This is a genomic window from Paenibacillus sp. NRS-1782 (assembly GCF_050467685.1).
Classification (GTDB): Bacteria; Bacillota; Bacilli; order Paenibacillales; family Paenibacillaceae; genus Paenibacillus; species Paenibacillus terrae_A.
On record NZ_JBITPH010000036.1, the window covers coordinates 17,450 to 38,986 of the forward strand.

Annotated in this window: 22 protein-coding genes and 1 other annotated feature; all 22 genes read left to right on the forward strand. The window is 46.1% G+C overall.

What is annotated here, in order from left to right; all coding sequences use genetic code 11:
* Positions 1-22 precede the first annotated feature (22 nt).
* The 22 genes from rlmB to rplW all read left to right on the forward strand — a co-directional run bounded on the left by rlmB (position 23) and on the right by rplW (position 21,513).
* The gene (rlmB, locus tag ACIFQM_RS13345; RefSeq protein ID WP_404521548.1) at positions 23-769 is read left to right on the forward strand and encodes a 23S rRNA (guanosine(2251)-2'-O)-methyltransferase RlmB; all 747 of its coding nucleotides are present in this window, start codon (positions 23-25) and stop codon (positions 767-769) included.
* A gap of 4 nt (positions 770-773) precedes the next feature.
* Entirely contained in the window at positions 774-1,295 is a 522-nt protein-coding gene (locus ACIFQM_RS13350) for an NYN domain-containing protein (RefSeq protein WP_430038515.1), read from the forward strand.
* A 177-nt stretch (positions 1,296-1,472) separates the two neighbouring features.
* Positions 1,473-2,117, forward strand: coding sequence for an RNA polymerase sporulation sigma factor SigH (gene sigH / locus ACIFQM_RS13355; RefSeq protein WP_014278325.1), 645 nt, complete (start codon positions 1,473-1,475; stop codon positions 2,115-2,117).
* 333 nt (positions 2,118-2,450) lie between these two features.
* A complete protein-coding gene (rpmG, locus tag ACIFQM_RS13360) occupies positions 2,451-2,600 on the forward strand; it encodes a 50S ribosomal protein L33 (protein WP_023990562.1) in 150 nt (49 codons plus the stop codon).
* Positions 2,601-2,620: 20 nt separating this feature from the next.
* On the forward strand, positions 2,621-2,812 hold the full coding sequence (gene secE, locus ACIFQM_RS13365) for a preprotein translocase subunit SecE (protein WP_044647199.1): 192 nt from the start codon (positions 2,621-2,623) through the stop codon (positions 2,810-2,812).
* A 22-nt stretch (positions 2,813-2,834) separates the two neighbouring features.
* The gene (gene nusG, locus ACIFQM_RS13370; RefSeq protein WP_014278324.1) at positions 2,835-3,368 is read left to right on the forward strand and encodes a transcription termination/antitermination protein NusG; all 534 of its coding nucleotides are present in this window, start codon (positions 2,835-2,837) and stop codon (positions 3,366-3,368) included.
* 73 nt (positions 3,369-3,441) lie between these two features.
* Positions 3,442-3,867 (forward strand): 50S ribosomal protein L11, encoded by a 426-nt coding sequence (gene rplK / locus ACIFQM_RS13375; protein ID WP_014278323.1) that lies wholly within the window; start codon positions 3,442-3,444, stop codon positions 3,865-3,867.
* An 88-nt stretch (positions 3,868-3,955) separates the two neighbouring features.
* On the forward strand, positions 3,956-4,648 hold the full coding sequence (gene rplA, locus ACIFQM_RS13380; protein WP_014278322.1) for a 50S ribosomal protein L1: 693 nt from the start codon (positions 3,956-3,958) through the stop codon (positions 4,646-4,648).
* Between the two features lie 68 nt (positions 4,649-4,716).
* Positions 4,717-4,868: a sequence feature (ribosomal protein L10 leader region), on the forward strand.
* A 72-nt stretch (positions 4,869-4,940) separates the two neighbouring features.
* Complete coding sequence (gene rplJ / locus ACIFQM_RS13385; protein ID WP_430038518.1) at positions 4,941-5,444, forward strand: 50S ribosomal protein L10; 504 nt, start codon at positions 4,941-4,943, stop codon at positions 5,442-5,444.
* Positions 5,445-5,511: 67 nt separating this feature from the next.
* A complete protein-coding gene (gene rplL, locus ACIFQM_RS13390; RefSeq protein WP_025685943.1) occupies positions 5,512-5,877 on the forward strand; it encodes a 50S ribosomal protein L7/L12 in 366 nt (121 codons plus the stop codon).
* A gap of 149 nt (positions 5,878-6,026) precedes the next feature.
* Positions 6,027-6,641 (forward strand): class I SAM-dependent methyltransferase, encoded by a 615-nt coding sequence (locus tag ACIFQM_RS13395; RefSeq protein ID WP_430038520.1) that lies wholly within the window; start codon positions 6,027-6,029, stop codon positions 6,639-6,641.
* 342 nt (positions 6,642-6,983) lie between these two features.
* Positions 6,984-10,529 carry a DNA-directed RNA polymerase subunit beta gene (rpoB, locus tag ACIFQM_RS13400; RefSeq protein WP_430038522.1) on the forward strand — a complete coding sequence of 1,182 codons (3,546 nt, stop codon included), beginning with the start codon at positions 6,984-6,986 and terminating at the stop codon, positions 10,527-10,529.
* 145 nt (positions 10,530-10,674) lie between these two features.
* The gene (gene rpoC / locus ACIFQM_RS13405; protein ID WP_430038524.1) at positions 10,675-14,289 is read left to right on the forward strand and encodes a DNA-directed RNA polymerase subunit beta'; all 3,615 of its coding nucleotides are present in this window, start codon (positions 10,675-10,677) and stop codon (positions 14,287-14,289) included.
* Positions 14,290-14,518: 229 nt separating this feature from the next.
* On the forward strand, positions 14,519-14,770 hold the full coding sequence (locus ACIFQM_RS13410; protein WP_430038526.1) for a ribosomal L7Ae/L30e/S12e/Gadd45 family protein: 252 nt from the start codon (positions 14,519-14,521) through the stop codon (positions 14,768-14,770).
* Between the two features lie 143 nt (positions 14,771-14,913).
* Positions 14,914-15,336, forward strand: coding sequence for a 30S ribosomal protein S12 (rpsL, locus tag ACIFQM_RS13415; protein WP_007432587.1), 423 nt, complete (start codon positions 14,914-14,916; stop codon positions 15,334-15,336).
* Between the two features lie 50 nt (positions 15,337-15,386).
* Positions 15,387-15,857, forward strand: coding sequence for a 30S ribosomal protein S7 (rpsG, locus tag ACIFQM_RS13420; protein ID WP_007432586.1), 471 nt, complete (start codon positions 15,387-15,389; stop codon positions 15,855-15,857).
* A gap of 47 nt (positions 15,858-15,904) precedes the next feature.
* Positions 15,905-17,983: an elongation factor G gene (gene fusA, locus ACIFQM_RS13425; RefSeq protein ID WP_430038527.1), complete on the forward strand. Its 2,079-nt coding sequence runs from the start codon at positions 15,905-15,907 to the stop codon at positions 17,981-17,983.
* Between the two features lie 94 nt (positions 17,984-18,077).
* Complete coding sequence (gene tuf / locus ACIFQM_RS13430; protein WP_430038529.1) at positions 18,078-19,268, forward strand: elongation factor Tu; 1,191 nt, start codon at positions 18,078-18,080, stop codon at positions 19,266-19,268.
* 340 nt (positions 19,269-19,608) lie between these two features.
* Positions 19,609-19,917, forward strand: coding sequence for a 30S ribosomal protein S10 (gene rpsJ / locus ACIFQM_RS13435; RefSeq protein ID WP_005544556.1), 309 nt, complete (start codon positions 19,609-19,611; stop codon positions 19,915-19,917).
* A 32-nt stretch (positions 19,918-19,949) separates the two neighbouring features.
* Positions 19,950-20,573, forward strand: coding sequence for a 50S ribosomal protein L3 (gene rplC / locus ACIFQM_RS13440; protein WP_430038531.1), 624 nt, complete (start codon positions 19,950-19,952; stop codon positions 20,571-20,573).
* Positions 20,574-20,599: 26 nt separating this feature from the next.
* Complete coding sequence (gene rplD / locus ACIFQM_RS13445; protein ID WP_013312160.1) at positions 20,600-21,223, forward strand: 50S ribosomal protein L4; 624 nt, start codon at positions 20,600-20,602, stop codon at positions 21,221-21,223.
* Positions 21,223-21,513, forward strand: a complete 291-nt coding sequence (gene rplW, locus ACIFQM_RS13450; protein ID WP_013312159.1) for a 50S ribosomal protein L23 — start codon at positions 21,223-21,225, stop codon at positions 21,511-21,513. Before rplD ends, rplW begins: the two co-directional genes overlap by 1 nt.
* The last annotated feature ends 24 nt before the right edge of the window (positions 21,514-21,537 follow it).

Consider the following 21,537-nt stretch of genomic DNA (forward strand, 5'->3'; position numbering starts at 1 on the left):
GTTTCCCGGGAGGAAGCTAGATATGGAAGAGGAATGGATTGCCGGTAAGCATTCGGTAACGGAGGCGCTTCGCTCAGGCAGAACGATAAATAAGATATGGATTGCGGATAATGCACAAAAGCATCTGACATTGCCCATTACGGCTGAGGCTAAAAAAGCGGGGATCATTGTTTTACAGGTGGACAAGCGCAAGCTTGATCAAATGGTTCCAGGAATACAGCATCAGGGAGTGGTCGCACAGGCTGCACCTTTTGCCTATGCTGAAGTGGAAGAACTGCTTGCAACTGCCCGTAGTAAGGGAGAAGAGCCGTTTTTGATCCTATTGGATGAGATTGAAGATCCACATAATCTGGGGTCTATCCTTCGGACAGCGGATTGCACAGGGGCACATGGCGTAATCGTGCCGAAAAGACGTTCAGCGGCAGTAACTGTAACGGTGTCCAAAACATCAGCGGGGGCAGTTGAGTATGTTCCGGTGGCGCGTGTGAACAATTTGGGACAAACCATCGACCGTCTCAAAGAGGAAGGCGTATGGGTAGTTGGCACAGATGTGACAGCTACGGACCCGGTTTTTGGAAATGGTGTATTCACAGGGCCAGTTGCTATCGTCATTGGTAACGAAAATAAAGGGATGGGCCGTTTGATCCGCGAGAAATGTGACGTGCTCGTTAAGCTGCCGATGGCTGGGCAAATCAATTCCCTGAATGCTTCTGTAGCCGCAGGTGTCGTGATGTACGAAGTGTTGCGCGGACGACAGGCACGGGGCTAATGATATGGCTGACACGCGGGATGTTCTGCTTGTGGACGGTTACAATATAATTGGAGCCTGGCCCGAACTTTCCGCACTGGTACAATCTGGTATGCAGGAAGCGAGGGACAGACTGCTTGAACGACTCGCGGATCATCAGGCGTATTCCGGCAGAAGAGTCATCGTCGTTTTTGATGCTTACCGGGTGCCAGGATTGGGTAAAACGTATTCCCAGAGTAAAGTACAGATTTATTTTACTAAAGAAAAAGAGACCGCTGACGAGTGCATCGAGCGATTGGTTCGGGAGCTAGGCAGCCGGAGAAGAAGTATTTATGTAGCAACAAGTGATCAGGTGGAACAACATGTCGCTTTTGGGCAAGGAGCGCTCAGGGTGTCTGCGCGTGAGCTTCTGATTGAGATTGAGGAATCTGAAAAGGAAGTGAAAAAGCGGATAGAGCAGGATAGCGCTAAGTTGTCCCGCAATTCGCTGGATGTCAATCTGCGCCCGGAAATTCGAAAGCTGTTTGAGCGCTGGAGAAGAGAATAGTCCAGAGAATGAAAATCCATTCATTGGACACTTCCCCATTTTGAAACCATTTACAATTTTGTTAGCGCTCTTCTTTTTTAGGCTGTTGTGGTTGACGGTATCAGGTTACATCGCGTATACTTGTCGTATATTTGAGAGAGTAACGGGTATCTTGCGTTGCAGCCGGAGGGATTGTTAGTGAGTGTGGACCTCAAGGATATCATGTTGTCAAAGTTTGATTACAAAAATGATGAAGACATTGTCGGAGCAGTCCATGAAGGTGATGGGGAGGCACTGGAGTTTCTGATTAATAAATATCGGAACTTCGTGCGGGCCAAGGCTAGATCCTACTTCCTGATCGGTGCTGATCGCGAGGATATTATTCAGGAGGGCATGATTGGCCTCTACAAATCTATTCGTGATTTTAAGGGAGACAAGTTTGCTTCGTTCAAGGGCTTTGCCGAGCTGTGCATTACAAGACAGATTATTACGGCAATCAAGACGGCCACACGACAAAAGCACATTCCTCTGAATTCTTACGTATCTCTGGACAAGCCCATTTATGATGAAGAGTCGGATCGAACGTTACTGGACGTGATTTGCGGAACACAGGTAAGTGATCCTGAAGAGCTAATTATCAATCAGGAAGAGTTTGTGGGCCTTGAGGATAAGATGTCCGAGATTCTGAGCGAGCTGGAACGGAAGGTACTTATGCTGTATCTGGACGGACGTTCATATCAGGAAATTGCCGAGGACCTTGACCGCCACGTGAAATCTATTGATAATGCGCTGCAACGGGTCAAGCGCAAACTTGAAAAGTATTTGGAAGTAAGGGATAGCTGAAAGTAGAGGCTGGCAGGGAAAAGGCTCGAGTCTGAGTCTTTTTTTATTCGTTAAGGGCAGGATATGCAGGTTTATATGTGTTAAGAATGATTTATACTGAAAAAGATAAATAATAGATATCGCATGGATCTTGGAGAGGTTTTTCAGAGATGACTTTTAAAGGATGAACAGATGTTAAAATGCACCACAGCCGGGACCGCGAAATGTATACAAACATTCGTTGACATGCAAAACCGCGTGTGATAAAGTGTTTTAGGTAGGCCTAAATTCGCGGTTTTTTTTAGGATCAATTATGAGACTTCCGGTGTTGGATGTCTTCGGGAGGTGCACATCATGCGGGTAATTATTACTTTGGCTTGTACAACATGCAAACAAAGAAATTACACAACGACGAAAAACAAGCGTAATCACCCCGACCGCATGGAGATGAAGAAATTCTGTAAGTCCTGTAACGAACAGACTTCTCATCGGGAAACTAGATAGTTTTTGGAGGTGTAGTCGGCGTGAAACGCAGTTTCAAGTCTCTGTTTTCCTTTTTCTCTGAAAGCTGGGCTGAACTCAAGAAGGTTCGCTGGCCCAATCGTAAAGAACTGACCAACTATACGCTGATTGTCATTGGGACGATTGCGTTTGTCACGATTTATTTTTGGGTTCTCGATATCGGCATTTCCGCTGCGATCGAAGCGATTATCTAGGAAGGGTTCCAGGTGGCTTGATATGGAAAAAAGATGGTACGTCGTTCATACCTATTCAGGGTATGAGAACAAAGTCAAAGCCAATTTGGAGAAACGCGTTGAGTCCATGGGCATGGAGGACAAGATTTTCCGCGTTCTTGTTCCAATGGAAGAAGAACTGGTAACCAAGGACGGTAAGAAAAAGACCGTTATGCGTAAAGTTTACCCTGGTTATGTCTTGGTCGAAATGGTTCAAACTGATGACTCTTGGTATGTTGTGCGCAACACACCAGGTGTTACGGGATTTGTAGGATCAACAGGCTCGGGTTCCAAACCGACAGCTTTGCTTCCAGAAGAAGTTGAACAGATTCTGAAGCATATGGGCATGGTAGAGCCGAAACCGAAGATCGAATTCGATGTTAAGGAATCCGTGCGAATTAAAGTTGGTCCTTTTGCGAATTTTGTGGGCTCCGTGGAAGAAATTTTGGTTGAGAAGAGCAAGCTTAAGGTTCACGTCAACATGTTTGGACGGGAAACCCCGCTTGAGTTGGATTATACTCAGGTGGAGAAAATATAGATTTTTCTTACAGGTTTCTTGTGGGAGGATCATTAGGTCCGTCTACCACTATTGAGTCAAGGAGGTGTCATCCGTGGCAAAAAAGGTAATCAAAATGGTAAAACTGCAGATCCCTGCAGGTAAAGCTAATCCAGCGCCTCCAGTAGGTCCAGCTTTGGGTCAAGCAGGTGTCAACATCATGGCATTCTGTAAAGAGTTCAATGCTCGTACTGCTGATCAAGCAGGCCTGATCATCCCGGTTGAAATTTCGGTGTTTGAAGATCGTTCTTTTACGTTCATCACCAAAACTCCACCGGCTGCTGTGCTGTTGAAAGTTGCTGCTAAAATCGAAAAAGGTTCCGGTGAACCGAACAAAACGAAAGTTGCAACTGTAAATCGCGCTACCGTTCGTCAAATTGCTGAGCAAAAAATGCCTGATCTTAACGCAGCTTCCGTAGAATCGGCAATGCGTATGGTTGAAGGTACTGCTCGCAGCATGGGTATCACCATCGTAGACTAATTTTTATTAGTCTACGTGTGCCGGCAGTTTGACTGTCCGGCAAGTGTGGGAGGAATATCCGCTAATACCACATAAGGAGGAAAAGATTATGGCTAAACATGGTAAGAAGTACTTGGAAGCCGCTAAGCTGATCGACAGCGAAGCGACTTATGAGCCTTTGGAAGCCGTTGAATTGGTGAAAAAAGGCGCAACTGCTAAATTTGACGAAACTGTTGAAGCAGCAGTCCGTCTGGGCGTAGATTCCCGTAAACAAGACCAGGCTGTTCGTGGTGTTGTTGTCCTGCCGCATGGTACGGGTAAAACACAACGTGTTCTGGTATTTGCAAAAGGTGACAAAGTGAAAGAAGCCGAAGCGGCTGGCGCTGATTTTGTTGGCGATCAAGATATGATCAACAAAATTCAACAAGGCTGGTTTGAATTCGACGTCTGCGTTGCGACGCCTGATATGATGAGTGAGGTTGGTAAACTGGGGCGTTTGCTCGGTGGTAAAGGCTTAATGCCAAACCCTAAAGCAGGCACAGTTACTTTCGACGTTGCCAAGGCTGTTCAAGAAATTAAAGCCGGTAAAATCGAATACCGTCTCGACAAAGCGGGTCAAATTCATGCGCCAATCGGCAAAGCTTCCTTCAGTGCTGAACAACTGAACGAGAATCTTAAAGCTTTGATCGAAGCCTTGAACCGTGCGAAGCCAGCGGCTGCTAAAGGTGTATACCTGAAAAACATCGCTATTTCTTCGACTATGGGACCAAGTGCTCGTGTGAACGCATCTGTTTACAAATAATATTTTGATTGACACGTTCAATTGATTTTGTTATTCTGTAAAAGTTGTGAGTCCGTGTGACTGACCATTAAAGTTGAATATGCTTACCGTAGACAGTAGGTGCCTTCGGGCTTAATTTCCTACCGAGGTGTTATGATAGAACGTTTCATGTGACGGGCTCGTCCCGTCCATGTAGATTTATCAAGCCTTCGTACTCTACGGAGGCTTTTTTCATGCTCATGAAGATAGCTTTGGACGACCACCGGATAGGTTGGTCGAGCAGAGCGGATAAATTGATCAGGAGGTGTACAGTTTGGCAAATGCAAAAGTGATTCAAGCAAAACAAGAAGCTGTTGAAGTTGTAGCTGCAAAATTGCGCGAGAGCGTAACGACTGTGGTTGCTGACTATCGCGGTCTGAATGTTGGCCAAGTAACTGAGTTGCGTAAGCAGCTTCGCGAAGCAGGAATCGAATTTCAAGTGCTGAAGAACACGCTGCTCCGTCGTGCAACTGCGGCAGCAGAATTGACTGAACTGGACGCAGTATTGACAGGTCCTACTGCAATCGCGTTCGGTAAAGATGATGCAGTGTCTGCAGCTAAAATCTTGAATGATTTCGCTAAGAAAAATACTGCGCTGGAACTGAAAGGTGCAGTTGTAGAAGGTCGCGTTATCGGTGTTGAGGAAATTAAAGCGCTGGCAGAACTGCCATCCCGCGAAGGTCTCCTTTCCATGCTCCTCAGCGTGCTTCAAGCTCCTATGCGCAACATCGCGCTTGCGGTTAAAGCTGTTGCAGAAAAAGAAGAGCAAAGCGCATAAGTTAAGGATTAAAGCTGTTGTATAGCAGATTAAAACAAAAAATAAGAATTTAAATGGAGGTTCAACCATGAGTAAAGAACAAATCTTGGAAGCGATTAAAGGTATGTCCGTATTGGAACTGAACGATCTCGTGAAAGCAATCGAAGAAGAATTCGGCGTAACTGCAGCAGCTCCAGTAGCTGTAGCAGGCGGCGCAGCAGGTGGCGCAGCAGAAGCTGAGCAATCCGAGTTCGACGTAATTTTGACAAGCGCTGGTGCTTCCAAAATCAACGTTATCAAAGCAGTTCGCGAAATCACAGGTCTTGGCCTGAAAGAAGCAAAAGAACTGGTTGACAACGCTCCAAAACCACTGAAAGAAAAAATCGCGAAAGAAGAAGCTGATTCCTTGAAAGCAAAATTGGAAGAAGCGGGCGCTTCCGTAGAAGTGAAATAATTGACTGCTATCTAGCAGACAATGCACTAAAACAAACCCCTTGAGGTGATCTTCAAGGGGTTTGTTGCTGTAAATCGGCAGTACAAGCATGTCTGAAACGTGATAGTGAAGGCTATGATGGTATTACCAACCAAAGGAGGTGGTCATGAATGTCTGATCATTATTACTCCAAACGGCCAGAAACGGCGCATGAACGGCGGAGCCTCGAAACAGTGCTGCGGGGGCGGACATACCATTTTGCCAGCGATTCAGGTGTTTTCTCCAAGCAGGGAATTGATTACGGTAGCCGTGTGTTAATTGAGGCGATACAACTTCCTGCACAGGCTTCGGTGCTGGATGTAGGGTGCGGCTATGGACCGATTGGTTTGACGGCAGCGACGCTTGTACCGAATGGTCACGTTACAATGGTAGATATTAACGAGCGAGCCGTTCAACTGGCAATAGAGAATGCGGAACGGAATGGGATTACCAATGTGACCATAAAGCAAAGTGATCTGTTTGAGCAAGTGAAAGCTGATCGTTTTGACGTGATTCTAACAAATCCACCTATACGTGCGGGTAAGGAAACGGTTCATACCATTTTCGAGCTTGCTTATGAACATCTAAATGAAGGTGGAGCTTTGTGGGTGGTTATTCAGAAAAAGCAGGGTGCCCCTTCGGCAAGCGCTAAAATGGAGAGCCTTTTCGGACGTGTGGAGGAAGTTACGAAGGATAAAGGTTACCGTATTTTGAAGGCGGAAAAAAGTTTTAGAAAAATGCAATAGGACCATTGACTTGAATCCTGGTCTGTGATACTATTATAAAATGTCAGTATTAGGATGCCCTCCATGGCTTTAGTTTGATGAAATGTCAATAGGTTTATGCGTAGAAGGGGATAGTATCTATACCTATTACGTATAATACAATCATTTTGGGCAAATCTACAAGTGATGAAGATCTTCCGGTAAGAGGATTCTGCAGATACGTCGCTCTTTTTTCGAATGAATTCGAGTAAGGGCTTTTCTGTATTTGTGGATTGAATCTTCTGTCTGTGTCTTATTATAAGGTCACAAACAAAGGTTCGCAATGAATTTTTAAAGTGAGTAGACATGAGGGGTGAGTTTAAGTTGGCAGGACATCTTGTTCAATATGGTCGACGCACTCGGCGCAGTTATGCACGTATTAACGAGGTACTCGAGGTTCCGAACCTGATTGAGATCCAGCAAAAATCCTACGATTGGTTTTTGGAGGAAGGATTGCGTGAAATGTTTCGGGATATTTCGCCAATTCAGGATTTTACAGGAAATCTGATTTTGGAGTTTATCGATTATTCTCTCGGAGAACCCAAATATACCGTTGACGACGCAAAGGAACGCGACGTTACGTATGCAGCACCGCTTCGGGTAAAAGTCCGGCTTATTAATAAAGAGACCGGGGAAGTGAAAGAGCAGGAAGTATTCATGGGAGACTTCCCGCTGATGACTGATACGGGTACGTTTATTATTAACGGTGCGGAACGGGTTATTGTCAGCCAGTTGGTTCGCTCTCCCAGCGTCTATTTCAGCACAAAAGTCGACAAGAATGCGAAAACAACATACACCGCAACGGTAATTCCTAACCGGGGGGCTTGGCTCGAACTGGAGATGGATGCGAAGGACATTATCTATGTCCGGATTGACCGTACCCGTAAAATTCCGGTTACGGTGTTGCTGCGTGCGCTTGGCTTTGGCACTGATGCTGAGATTCTGGATTTGCTCGGCAATGACGAATATATCCGTAATACTCTTGATAAAGACAACACGGACTCTACGGAAAAAGCGCTGATTGAGATTTATGAGCGTCTTCGTCCGGGTGAGCCACCTACACTGGATAATGCAAAGAGTTTGCTCGTTGCACGCTTCTTTGATCCAAAACGTTATGATCTGGCCAACGTAGGCCGTTACAAAATCAATAAAAAGCTTCACATCAAAAACCGTCTGTTCAATCAACGACTTGCTGAGACTTTGATTGATACGACAACCGGTGAAATCATCGCTGAAGCAGGACAAATGGTGGATCGCCGCCTGTTGGACGAGATTTTGGCCCAGCTTGAGGAGTCGGTAGGACACCGTACGTATCATGTTGCTACTGGTGTGCTGGAAAGCAACGATATTCCTCTTCAAACAATCGACATATTCTCGCCGATTGAGGATGGTAAAGTTGTAAAACTGATTGCCAACGGAAATATTGATAAATCGGTTAAAAACATTACGCCTGCCGATATTATTTCCTCCATCAGTTATTTTATTAACTTACTTCACGGAATCGGAAGCACGGACGATATTGACCATTTGGGCAACCGTCGTTTGCGTTCTGTCGGTGAATTGCTCCAGAACCAGTTCCGTATCGGTTTATCCCGTATGGAACGCGTGGTGCGCGAAAGAATGTCGATTCAGGATGCTAATGTAATTACGCCGCAGGCGCTGATTAACATACGCCCAGTAATTGCTTCGATTAAGGAATTCTTTGGTAGCTCCCAGCTGTCCCAGTTTATGGATCAGACGAATCCGCTTGCCGAATTAACACACAAACGTCGTTTGTCCGCACTCGGACCCGGCGGTTTGACACGCGAACGCGCGGGTATGGAAGTACGTGACGTCCATCCGAGTCACTATGGCCGTATGTGTCCTATTGAGACACCAGAGGGACCAAACATTGGTTTGATCAACTCCTTGTCTACCTTCGCACGTATCAACGAGTATGGATTTATCGAAGCTCCTTATCGTTGGGTAGATCCTAAAACCGGAAAAATTACAGACCAAATTGATTACCTGACGGCTGATGAAGAAGATAACTACATCGTAGCCCAGGCAAATGAGGAACTGACAGAGGACAGCACCTTTAAGGAAGAAGTTGTCATTGTTCGTTACAATAAGCAGTCTGATAACATCATTCCAATGGCAAGTAGCCGTGTTGACTATATGGACGTATCGCCTAAACAGGTCGTGTCCGTGGCAACTGCACTGATTCCGTTCTTGGAGAACGATGACTCCAACCGTGCGTTGATGGGTTCCAATATGCAACGGCAGGCCGTTCCTTTGTTGATTCCGAAGTCTCCTTTGGTCGGAACAGGAATGGAACATAAGGCTGCGAAAGATTCTGGGGTATGTATTGTATCCAAATACGACGGTGTAATCGAACGTTCTTCAGCTAACGAAATTTGGCTGCGTCGCATCGAAACAGTAGATGGTTCTGAAGTGAAGGGCGACATAGTTAAGTATAAATTGCACAAATTTATGCGTTCAAACCAAGGAACATGCATTAACCAACGTCCGATCGTCAATAGAGGCGATGTGGTGAAAGCTGGCGATATTCTCGCAGATGGTCCTTCCACAGAGATGGGCGAGCTGGCATTGGGACGTAACGTTGTCGTTGCCTTCATGACTTGGGAAGGTTACAACTACGAGGATGCGATCCTTTTGAGTGAGAAGCTGGTTAAGGAAGATGTATACACCTCCATTCATATTGAGGAATACGAATCCGAAGCCCGCGACACGAAGCTTGGACCAGAAGAAATCACCCGTGATATTCCGAATGTCGGTGAAGAAGCGCTCCGTAATCTGGATGAGCGTGGAATTATCCGCATTGGTGCCGAAATCGGCGCAGGTGACATTCTCGTTGGTAAAGTAACACCTAAGGGTGTAACGGAGCTGACAGCCGAAGAGCGCCTCTTGCATGCGATCTTTGGTGAGAAGGCACGCGAAGTTCGCGACACTTCTTTGAGAGTTCCTCACGGAACAGACGGGATTGTTGTGGACGTCAAAGTATTTACACGTGAGAATGGCGACGAACTGCCACCAGGCGTAAACCAACTGGTTCGTGTATACATTGCTCAAAAACGTAAAATTTCCGAAGGCGATAAAATGGCCGGACGTCACGGTAACAAGGGTGTCGTTGCCCGTATTTTGCCTGAAGAAGATATGCCGTTCCTTCCGGACGGTACACCAGTACAGGTCGTTCTGAATCCGTTGGGTGTACCTTCACGGATGAACATCGGACAGGTGCTTGAAATTCATCTGGGTATGGCTGCAATGCGTCTTGGTATTCATGTGGCAACGCCTGTATTCGATGGTGCCAAGGAGTATGACGTGTTCGATACGATGGAAGAGGCAGGTATGCAGCGCAATGGTAAGACGGTATTGTATGACGGACGTACAGGTGATCGTTTTGAACGTGAAGTTACTGTCGGTGTCATGCACATGATCAAACTGGCGCACATGGTTGACGATAAAATCCATGCTCGTTCTACGGGCCCTTACTCTCTCGTTACGCAACAGCCGTTGGGTGGTAAAGCTCAATTTGGTGGTCAGCGCTTCGGTGAGATGGAGGTATGGGCACTGGAAGCCTACGGTGCGGCTTACACGCTTCAGGAAATTTTGACTGTCAAATCTGATGATGTGGTTGGACGTGTTAAAACATACGAATCCATCGTCAAAGGTGAAAATGTACCTGAACCGGGTGTACCTGAATCTTTCAAGGTCTTGATCAAAGAGCTGCAAAGCTTGGGTATGGACGTGAAGATTTTGTCTGGAGACGAACAAGAGATCGAAATGAGAGAGCTTGATGATGAAGATGATACAGCCAGCGACAAGCTGAGTTTGAATCTAGAAGGCTCTGAGGTTAGCGTAGAGTAGTCTCTGTCGCTGACTGAATCATATCAGCTTTGTTATATGCCTCGATCCATTCTCTACAGAATGGATCGAGCTTCTTGATACCGCCCGGTGCTGCCGGGCGGTATCAAACCTAAAAACTCAGGATTTGGTTAAGGAGGGTTGCTCCTTGTTGGACGTTAACAATTTCGAATATATGAAAATCGGGCTTGCTTCCCCCGAAAAGATTCGTTCTTGGTCCCGCGGAGAAGTCAAAAAACCGGAGACGATTAACTATCGTACGCTTAAACCGGAAAAAGAAGGACTATTTTGCGAGAAAATTTTCGGACCTACGAAAGACTGGGAATGTCATTGCGGTAAGTACAAGCGCGTGCGCTATAAAGGTGTTGTCTGTGACCGTTGTGGCGTTGAGGTTACCCGCGCTAAGGTTCGTCGTGAGCGTATGGGTCACATCGAGCTGGCTGCCCCTGTATCGCATATTTGGTACTTTAAAGGCATTCCGAGCCGTATGGGTCTTGCTCTTGATATGTCTCCAAGATCTCTGGAAGAGATCATTTACTTCGCATCTTATGTTGTAACTGATCCAGGAGATACGCCATTGGAGAAAAAGCAACTCCTGTCCGAGAAAGAATACCGCAGCTACCGTGAAAAATACGGCTACGGATTCCAGGCAGGTATGGGTGCTGAAGCGGTTAAGAAGCTCCTTCAAGATTTGGATATAGACAAAGAACTGGAATTTCTGAAAGAAGAGCTGCGTACAGCTCAAGGTCAACGCCGCAACCGTGCGATCAAGCGTCTTGAAGTGATTGAGGCGTTCCGTAACTCCGGCAACCAGCCGGACTGGATGATCATGGACGTGCTGCCTGTTATTCCTCCTGAGCTTCGTCCGATGGTACAGCTGGATGGTGGACGTTTTGCTACCTCTGACCTGAATGACTTGTACCGCCGTGTTATTAACCGTAACAACCGTCTGAAACGCCTGCTAGATCTGGGTGCTCCGGATATTATCGTACAAAATGAAAAACGTATGCTGCAGGAAGCTGTTGACGCCCTGATCGATAATGGTCGTCGTGGCCGCCCTGTTACAGGTCCGGGTAACCGTCCATTGAAATCCCTCAGCCACATGCTGAAAGGTAAACAAGGACGTTTCCGTCAAAACTTGCTCGGAAAACGTGTTGACTACTCCGGTCGTTCCGTTATCGTGGTAGGTCCGTACTTGAAAATGTATCAATGTGGTTTGCCGAAAGAAATGGCATTGGAACTGTTCAAACCTTTTGTTATGAAAGAACTTGTGAACAAAGGTCTTGCACACAACATTAAGAGTGCGAAACGTAAAGTAGAGCGTGTGAGCGCAGAAGTATGGGATGTGCTCGAAGAAGTAATCAGGGAGCATCCGGTTCTTCTGAACCGTGCCCCTACGCTGCATAGACTCGGTATTCAGGCGTTTGAACCGATTTTGGTTGAAGGTCGTGCAATCCGTTTGCATCCGCTCGTATGTACGGCATACAATGCCGACTTTGACGGTGACCAAATGGCGGTTCACGTTCCATTGTCTGCGGAAGCCCAAGCAGAAGCTCGTTTGCTCATGCTGGCATCCGGTAACATTTTGAATCCGAAAGACGGCAAACCTGTTGTTACTCCTTCCCAGGATATGGTCCTTGGTTCTTTCTATCTGACTATGGATAACAAAGAAGAAGAAGGTAGCAACATGATCCTTCGTAACATGAACGAGGCTATATCGGCTTATCAACGCGGTACAGCGGGTCTTCATGCTCGTGTAGCTATTCCGGTTAAAGCTTTGAATAAAACGAGCTTTACGGAAAAACAACAGGGTGCGATGCTGATCACCACGGTTGGTAAAATTATCTTTAATGAAATTTTCCCGGCCAGCTTCCCGTACATCAATGATGCTACCCGTGCTAACCTGCTTTATGGTACTGCGGAGGAATTCTTTGTTTACGAGAAGGGTGTAAATCTTACAGATGCGATTCAAAATGCTCCGCAAGCTAACGGGGTAGGTAAGGATTACCTTGGTAACATTATTGCCCGTTGCTTTGAAACTTACCATACAACAGAAACAGCTGTGATTTTGGATAAAATTAAACAGCTTGGTTTTACGTATTCTACTCGTTCAGGCGTAACTGTTGCTGTATCGGACGTTATCGTGCCAGTGGAAAAACAAGGAATTCTTAAAGGTTCTGAGGACAAAGCGCAAGTCGTAACGAATCAATACCGTCGTGGTTTGATTACGAACGAGGAACGCTATGACCGGATTATTGATATTTGGTCCAAAGCGAAAGATGATATTACCGAAGTGCTGATGAAGTCCATGGATCGCTATAACTCCATCATGATGATGGTAGACTCCAAAGCGCGGGGTAACAAATCACAGATTACCCAGCTCGGCGGTATGCGTGGTCTGATGGCGAATCCATCCGGTCGTATTATCGAACTCCCAATTAAATCGAACTTCCGTGAAGGTTTGACAGTACTCGAGTACTTCATCTCCACTCACGGAGCGCGTAAAGGTTTGGCGGATACAGCGCTACGTACGGCTGACTCAGGTTACCTGACTCGTCGTCTTGTCGATGTGGCGCAGGATGTTATCGTGCGTGAAGAAGATTGCGGAACGGACAAAGGCTTTACAGTAAGCCGTATTCAGGATGGTAAAGAAGTTATTGAGGATCTGTATGACCGTCTGGAAGGCCGTTATTGCTTTGAAACGGTACGTCATCCGGAGACTGGTGAGATTTTGGCTGGCCGCAACGAATTGATTGATTCCGACAAAGCGGAAGCAATTGTTAAAGCTGGTGTACAAAAGGTTCAAATTCGTTCTGTACTGAGCTGTCGTGCCAAACATGGCGTCTGCAAGAAATGCTACGGTCGCAATCTGGCTACTGGCAAACACGTTGAGATTGGTGAAGCAGTTGGTATTATCGCGGCACAATCCATCGGTGAACCAGGAACTCAGCTTACAATGCGTACATTCCATACTGGCGGTGTAGCGGGCGACGATATTACACAAGGTTTGCCGCGTATTCAGGAGCTTTTCGAAGCGCGTAATCCTAAAGGTCAGGCAACCATCAGTGAAATTGACGGTACAGTTAAAGAAATTCGTGAAGGCAAAGATCGCCGTGAGATCGACATTCAGGGTGAAGCTGAAACGAAAACTTATTCGGTTACGTATGGTTCTCGTCTGCGCGTAAGCGAAGGCATGACTGTTGAAGCCGGGGATGAACTGACAGACGGTTCAATCGACCCTAAAGAAATGCTGCGCATTAAAGGTATTCGCGGGGTACAGAACTATATCCTTCAGGAAGTTCAACGTGTATACCGGAATCAGGGCGTAGAAATCAATGATAAGCACGTGGAAGTTATGATTCGTCAAATGTTGCGTAAAATCCGTATCCTTGATGCGGGGAATACAACACTGCTTCCAGGCTCTTTTGTTGATGTGCACGAGTATGAAAATGCCAACAAGACAGCGATTCTCAGCGGTCAAGAGCCAGCGGTAGCCAAACCGGTTCTGCTTGGTATCACCAAGGCATCTCTGGAAACTGACTCCTTCTTGTCAGCAGCTTCCTTTCAAGAGACCACACGCGTGCTGACCGATGCAGCAATAAAAGGCAAAGTCGATCAGTTGCTTGGTCTGAAAGAGAACGTTATTATTGGTAAGTTGATCCCTGCAGGTACAGGAATGAACCGTTACCGCAGTGTGAAATTTGCCCAACCGGAGGGGGAGCAATCCTCGTCCGAAGAACTCGAACCGATTTCGGCCGAGTAATATAACGTTAACAAATGGCATGATGGGCCCGGAACATCTTTCTCTGATGAGCTTTTAGATTATGCTCTATTAGACGGTGTTCCGGTGCTTTTTTCTTGAAATGTATTGTATAGCTTTGTTAAGTAGACTATAGTCGATAATTTTCTTGACATTGCTTATAGTCAATGCTAATATAGCAAAGGTGCGTGAGCAGCCTATATGCTATTGTGTCTTTTCGGAGGAATGAGATATGTCTAAAGATCAGGGACTGCAAGATGCTCATGTCAAAATCGGTACCAAACAAACCATACGTATGGTCGAATTGGGCTTCGCCTCTGAAGTATATGTGGCAGAAGACGCAGATCCACGTCTCACTTCCAACATCATTGCTTTGTGCAACAAGCAAGGAGTCAAGGTGACTCTTGTAGATACAATGAAAAATCTCGGGGCAGCATGTGGGATTGAAGTGGGAGCGGCTATGGCTGCTATCGTAAAACAATAGGGTAAGGAACGTTTTTGTCTGAGAGAATGAATTCTTGGCGGCAAAGACTTTTCATTTGTTCTTTTATGAACCGCCTGGGTCTGTGGGCTTAGAAATGGTTTGTGAAGCAACAGGAAAAATTGAGGAAGGGGGTGGCAACCACAATGCCAACTATTAACCAACTGGTTCGTAAAGGACGTCAAGCCAAAATCGAGAAATCGAAATCACCGGCTTTGCAAAAAGGTTTTAACGCCTTGAAACGTGAAGCTACCGACATCAGTGCCCCGCAAAAACGCGGAGTATGCACTCGTGTAGGTACTATGACTCCAAAAAAACCAAACTCCGCACTTCGTAAATATGCTCGTGTTCGTTTGACGAACCGTGTAGAGGTGACTGCTTACATTCCGGGTATCGGACATAACCTGCAAGAACACAGCGTAGTGCTGATTCGCGGGGGTCGTGTAAAAGATCTTCCAGGTGTACGTTACCATATCGTTCGCGGTGCTTTGGATACTGCAGGCGTAAACAACCGCATGCAAGCTCGTTCCAAATACGGCGCAAAACGCCCTAAAGCTAAAAAATCCTAATGAATATAAACCGAATAAATCGGTTTAACATGTAAGAAAGGGGGATATCCATGCCACGCAAAGGTCCAGTTACCAAAAGAGACGTGTTGCCAGATCCGGTATATAACAGCAAGTTGGTTACCCGCCTGATCAACCGCATCATGCTCGACGGAAAACGAGGCGTTGCTCAAAGCATTCTGTACAATGCGTTCAAGCTTATCCAAGAACGTACGGGGAATGACCCGATGGAAGTTTTTGAAGCAGCTATTAAGAATATCATGCCAGTCCTGGAAGTTAAAGCACGCCGTGTCGGCGGTGCCAACTACCAAGTACCAATCGAGGTAAAACCAGAAAGACGTACTTCCCTGGGTTTACGTTGGCTCGTAAACTACTCCCGTAACCGCGGCGAGAAAACGATGGAAGAGCGTTTGGCAGCTGAAATTATTGACGCTTCCAACAACACAGGCGCTTCCGTGAAGAAACGCGAAGATACACACAAAATGGCTGAAGCGAACAAAGCGTTTGCTCACTATCGTTGGTAGGATTCAGCTCAAAAAAATAACTTCAATTTTGAAGGGAGACCCATTTCATGGCAAGAGAGTTCTCCTTGACGAATACACGTAATATCGGGATCATGGCTCATATTGACGCGGGTAAAACCACAACAACAGAGCGGATCTTGTTCTACACAGGACGTACGCACAAAATCGGTGAAGTTCACGAAGGCGCTGCGACAATGGACTGGATGGAACAAGAACAAGAGCGCGGAATCACGATTACTTCCGCTGCGACGACCGCTGCCTGGAAAGGTCACCGCGTCAATATCATCGACACCCCGGGGCACGTTGACTTCACTGTTGAAGTTGAACGTTCCCTTCGTGTATTGGACGGAGCAGTTGGTGTTTTCAGTGCGAAAGAAGGCGTTGAGCCTCAGTCCGAAACCGTATGGAGACAGGCTGATCGCTACGGCGTTCCACGGATCGCATATGTAAACAAAATGGATATCATTGGTGCCGACTTCCTGAATGTTGTCTCTGACATGCGTGATCGCCTTCAAGCGAACGCAGTTGCGATTCAATTGCCAATCGGCGCAGAAAATGATTTTACTGGTATCATCGATATCGTTGAACAAAAAGCTCATATGTACAAAGATGATCTTGGTCAAGATATCGAAGAAGTTGAAATTCCTGCGGAATTCAAAGATAAAGTTGAAGAACTCCGTAATGAATTGATTGAGAAGGTTGCTGAACTGGACGAAGATTTGACAATGAAATACCTGGAAGGCGAAGAAATTTCGGTTGCCGAAATTAAAGCCGCTCTCCGTAAAGGTGTTGTAGAAGTTAAGATCTTCCCAGTTATCTGTGGATCTTCTTACCGTAACAAAGGTGTTCAGCTGATGCTGGATGCTGTTCTCGATTACTTGCCAGCTCCTACTGACGTGCCAAGTATTCTAGGGCATCTGGAAGATGGTACGGAAGTTGAACGTCACTCTTCCGATGAAGAGCCTTTCTCCGCATTGGCCTTCAAAATCATGACGGATCCTTACGTTGGTAAGCTGACATTCTTCCGCGTATACTCCGGTGTTCTTCAATCGGGTTCATACGTATTGAATGCAACAAAAGGCAAGCGCGAACGTATCGGACGTATTCTTCAAATGCATGCGAACAGCCGTCAAGAAATCACTGTAGTCTACTCCGGTGATATTGCGGCAGCCGTAGGTTTGAAAGATACAAGTACAGGTGATACACTGTGTGATGAGAAGAATCCAGTTATTCTCGAATCCATGAATTTCCCTGATCCGGTTATCGAAATCGCAGTTGAGCCTAAAACCAAAGCTGACCAAGATAAAATGTCTGTTGCCCTTGGTAAATTGACCGAAGAAGATCCAACTCTTCGCGCTCATACTGACGAAGAAACAGGTCAAACCATCTTGGCAGGTATGGGCGAGCTTCACCTTGATATCATCATTGACCGTATGCGTCGTGAGTTTAAGGTGGAAACCAATGTGGGTAAACCACAGGTTGCTTACCGCGAAACGTTCCGTGCTCCAGCACGTGTTGAAGGTAAATTCGTTCGTCAATCCGGTGGTCGTGGTCAGTATGGTCACGTATGGGTTGAGTTCGAACCGCTTGAGCCAGGTACTGGTAGCCAATTCGAAAGTAAAGTAGTCGGCGGCTCTGTTCCTAGAGAGTACATCGCTCCTGCTCTTGCTGGTATTGAGGAACAAATGAAAAACGGCGTTATCGCAGGCTTCCCGCTTGTGGACGTTAAAGCTACAATTGTGGACGGATCATACCATGATGTCGATTCCAATGAAATGGCGTTTAAAATTGCCGGATCAATGGCGCTGAAAGCAGCGAAAGACAAATGTAAACCGGTATTGCTTGAGCCGATCATGAAAGTTGAAGTAACGGCTCCTGAGGAATACATGGGTGACGTAATGGGTATGTTGAACTCCCGTCGTGGTCGGATTGAAGGTATGGATTCCCGTAGTGGAGCTCAAATCATTCGTGCGAAGGTGCCTTTGTCCGAAATGTTCGGATACTCGACTACACTTCGTTCCGGTACACAAGGACGCGGCGTTTTCTCTATGGAGCTTTCTCATTATGAAGAAGTTCCGAAGAGCATTGCTGAAGAGATCGTTGCCAAAACCAAGGGCGGCGAGTAATACAATGTATCAGCTGACTGGTATAATCAAGGTTTTTCCAAGAGGAAGCCGGCAGCCTAAAAATAAAACAAGTTATTGAGGAGGAATTGTTCAAATGGCAAAGGCTAAGTTTGAACGTAACAAACCGCACGTTAACATCGGTACTATTGGTCACGTCGATCATGGTAAAACTACTTTGACTGCTGCAATCACAACTGTATTGTCCAAAACTTACGGTGGTGCTGCTGTAGCATTCGACCAAATCGATAAAGCTCCAGAAGAGCGCGAACGCGGTATCACAATCTCCACAGCACACGTGGAGTACGAAACACCTAACCGTCACTATGCACACGTTGACTGCCCAGGTCACGCCGACTATGTTAAAAACATGATCACTGGCGCTGCACAAATGGACGGAGCGATTCTGGTTGTATCCGCAGCTGACGGCCCAATGCCGCAAACTCGTGAGCACATCCTGTTGTCCCGCCAAGTAGGCGTTCCTTACATCGTTGTATTCCTGAACAAATGTGACATGGTTGAAGACGAAGAGCTGTTGGAACTGGTTGAAATGGAAGTTCGTGACTTGCTGAGCGAATATGACTTCCCAGGCGACGACACTCCAATCATTCGCGGTTCCGCTCGTGAAGCTCTGCAAAACCCAGAGGGCGACTATGCTAAGAAAATCGTTGAAATGTTCGAAATAATCGACACTTACGTCCCAACTCCAGAACGCGACACTGACAAGCCTTTCTTGATGCCTGTCGAGGACGTATTCTCCATCACAGGTCGTGGTACAGTTGCTACAGGCCGTGTAGAGCGTGGTACTATTAAAGTGGGCGAAGAAATCGAAATCATCGGTATTCAAGAAGAATCCCGTAAATCCGTAGTAACAGGCGTAGAAATGTTCCGCAAATTGCTTGACTCTGCTCAAGCCGGCGATAACATCGGCGCATTGCTTCGTGGTGTAGATCGTGCACAAATCGAGCGTGGCCAAGTATTGGCTAAACCAGGTTCTGTTAAACCTCATACAGAATTCTCTGCTCAAATCTACGTTTTGACTAAAGAAGAGGGTGGACGTCACAAGCCTTTCTTCACTGGTTACCGTCCACAGTTTTACTTCCGTACAACTGACGTAACTGGTATCATCACTTTGCCAGAAGGTTCCGAAATGGTAATGCCTGGTGACAACATCACAGTTACTGTTCAACTGATCAACCCAATCGCTATCGAAGAAGGAACTAAGTTCTCTATTCGTGAAGGTGGACGTACAGTTGGCGCTGGTGCGGTAGCAACAATCACAAAATAAGAGGCTTTGGCCTTTAAATAATGCAACATTGTACTGGAACGAGTAACATTGTATTGGAACGGAGCTAAAAGAAGCCCCCGCCCTGGTGCGGGGGCTTTTCTCTTGAATAAATCGCGAGCTGCGAGTGCAACTGTATCTTTTCAAAATAAGATACATTGTTTTTTTTCGTTTTTGCTTGCAATAGGCAGAACTATTAGATATAATAACTAATGTTGTTTGTGACTGTGCGATGATGTGAGAGGTTACTGACACACCCGGCCCCTTTGCCATGGGAGGGATGTCGGAAAATTTTCACGGAGTATGTCCGATACCAAATTGGGCGATAAAAGGAGGGACTAAAATGGCAAAGCAAAAGATTCGTATTCGTTTGAAAGCTTACGACCACAGAATTCTTGATCAATCCGCTGAGAAAATTGTTGAAACAGCTAAACGTTCGGGCGCAGGTGTATCTGGACCCATTCCGCTGCCAACTGAAAAACAAATCATTACTATTCTCCGTGCGGTACACAAGTACAAGGATTCCCGGGAACAGTTCGAAATGCGCACACATAAGCGTCTGATCGACATTGTTAACCCGACTCCACAAACTGTGGATGCCTTGATGCGCTTGGACCTGCCGTCCGGTGTAGATATCGAAATTAAATTGTAATTTGTGATTAGGAAAAGAAAAGAGGTGTCAACATGAAAGGTATCTTAGGAAAAAAACTCGGAATGACTCAAGTGTTTACCCCTGAAGGTAACGTACTTGCTGTTACGGTTATCGAAGCGGGCCCTTGTGTTGTTCTGCAAAAGAAAGATCTGGAAAACGATGGATATGAAGCTATTCAACTCGGTTTCTCTGATAAAAAAGAAAAAAGATCCAATAAACCTGAAGCGGGACATGCGAAAAAAGCAAATACTGCACCTAAGCGCTACGTTCGTGAACTTCGTGGCATCGACCTTGCTGCGTACGAGGTTGGCCAAGAACTGAAGGCTGATGTCTTCACAGAAGGCGAATTCGTTGACGTAACAGGTATATCTAAAGGTAAAGGTTTTGCCGGCGTTATCAAACGTTGGGGACAAAGCCGCGGACCAATGGCACACGGCTCGCGTTACCACAGAGGTCCAGGTTCGATGGGCTCCATTCAAGCTAACCGCGTTCCTAAAGGTAAACACCTGCCAGGACACATGGGGCATGAAACGGTAACGATCCAACGCCTTGAAGTTGTTAAGATCGATACAGAACGTAATGTATTGCTCGTGAAGGGCTCCATTCCAGGACCTAAAAACAGCTTCATTAAAGTATTAGAAACGGTGAAAAAATAAACAACTGAAGAAAGGAGGAACACAAAATGCCAAAAGTAGCACTTTTTAATATTAGCGGCAGCCAAGTTGGTGAAATTGAATTGAACGACGCAGTATTCGGTATCGAACCGAATAAACACGTTCTTCATGACGCTGTTGTTATGCAATTGGCTTCCCTGCGTCAAGGTACTCACAAAGTAAAAGGACGTTCTGAAGTACGTGGTGGCGGACGTAAACCTTGGAAACAAAAAGGTACTGGCCGCGCTCGTCAAGGTTCGATCCGTGCACCGCAATGGGTTGGTGGCGGTACTGTATTTGGTCCGACTCCACGCAGCTATGCTTACAAATTACCTAAAAAGGTTCGTCGCTTGGCGATCAAATCGGCTTTGTCTTCTAAAGTGATTGAGAATGAAATCATCGTATTGGACGCTCTTACACTGAACGGACCTAAAACGAAAGAATTCGCAGCCATTTTGAACAACCTTAAAGCTGACCGTAAAGCATTAATCGTAGCCCCAAGCTATGATGATAATGTGGCACTGTCCGCTCGTAATATTCCTGGTGTGAAGTTTGTAGCCGCAGACGGCATTAATGTTCTTGACGTGCTTGGACACGACAAACTGATCATTACGAAGGAAGCAGTTCAGAAGGTAGAGGAGGTGCTCGCGTAATGAAGGATCCTCGTGATATTATCAAACGTCCGGTTATCACCGAACGTACGGCTGGTATGATGAATGACTTGAAATACGTTTTCGAGGTAGACATTCGTTCCAACAAAGTCGAAGTTAAAAAAGCAATCGAAGCGATCTTTAACGTGAAAGTAAGTAACGTAAACACGCTTCGTGTTCCTGCAAAACCAAAACGCTACGGACGTCATTCCGGCTATACGAGCGAGTGGAAAAAAGCGTTCGTAACGCTGAGCAAAGATAGTAAGCCGCTTGAGTTTTTTGAAACGGTATAATTGAAACTGTAAAGTAAGGAGGGA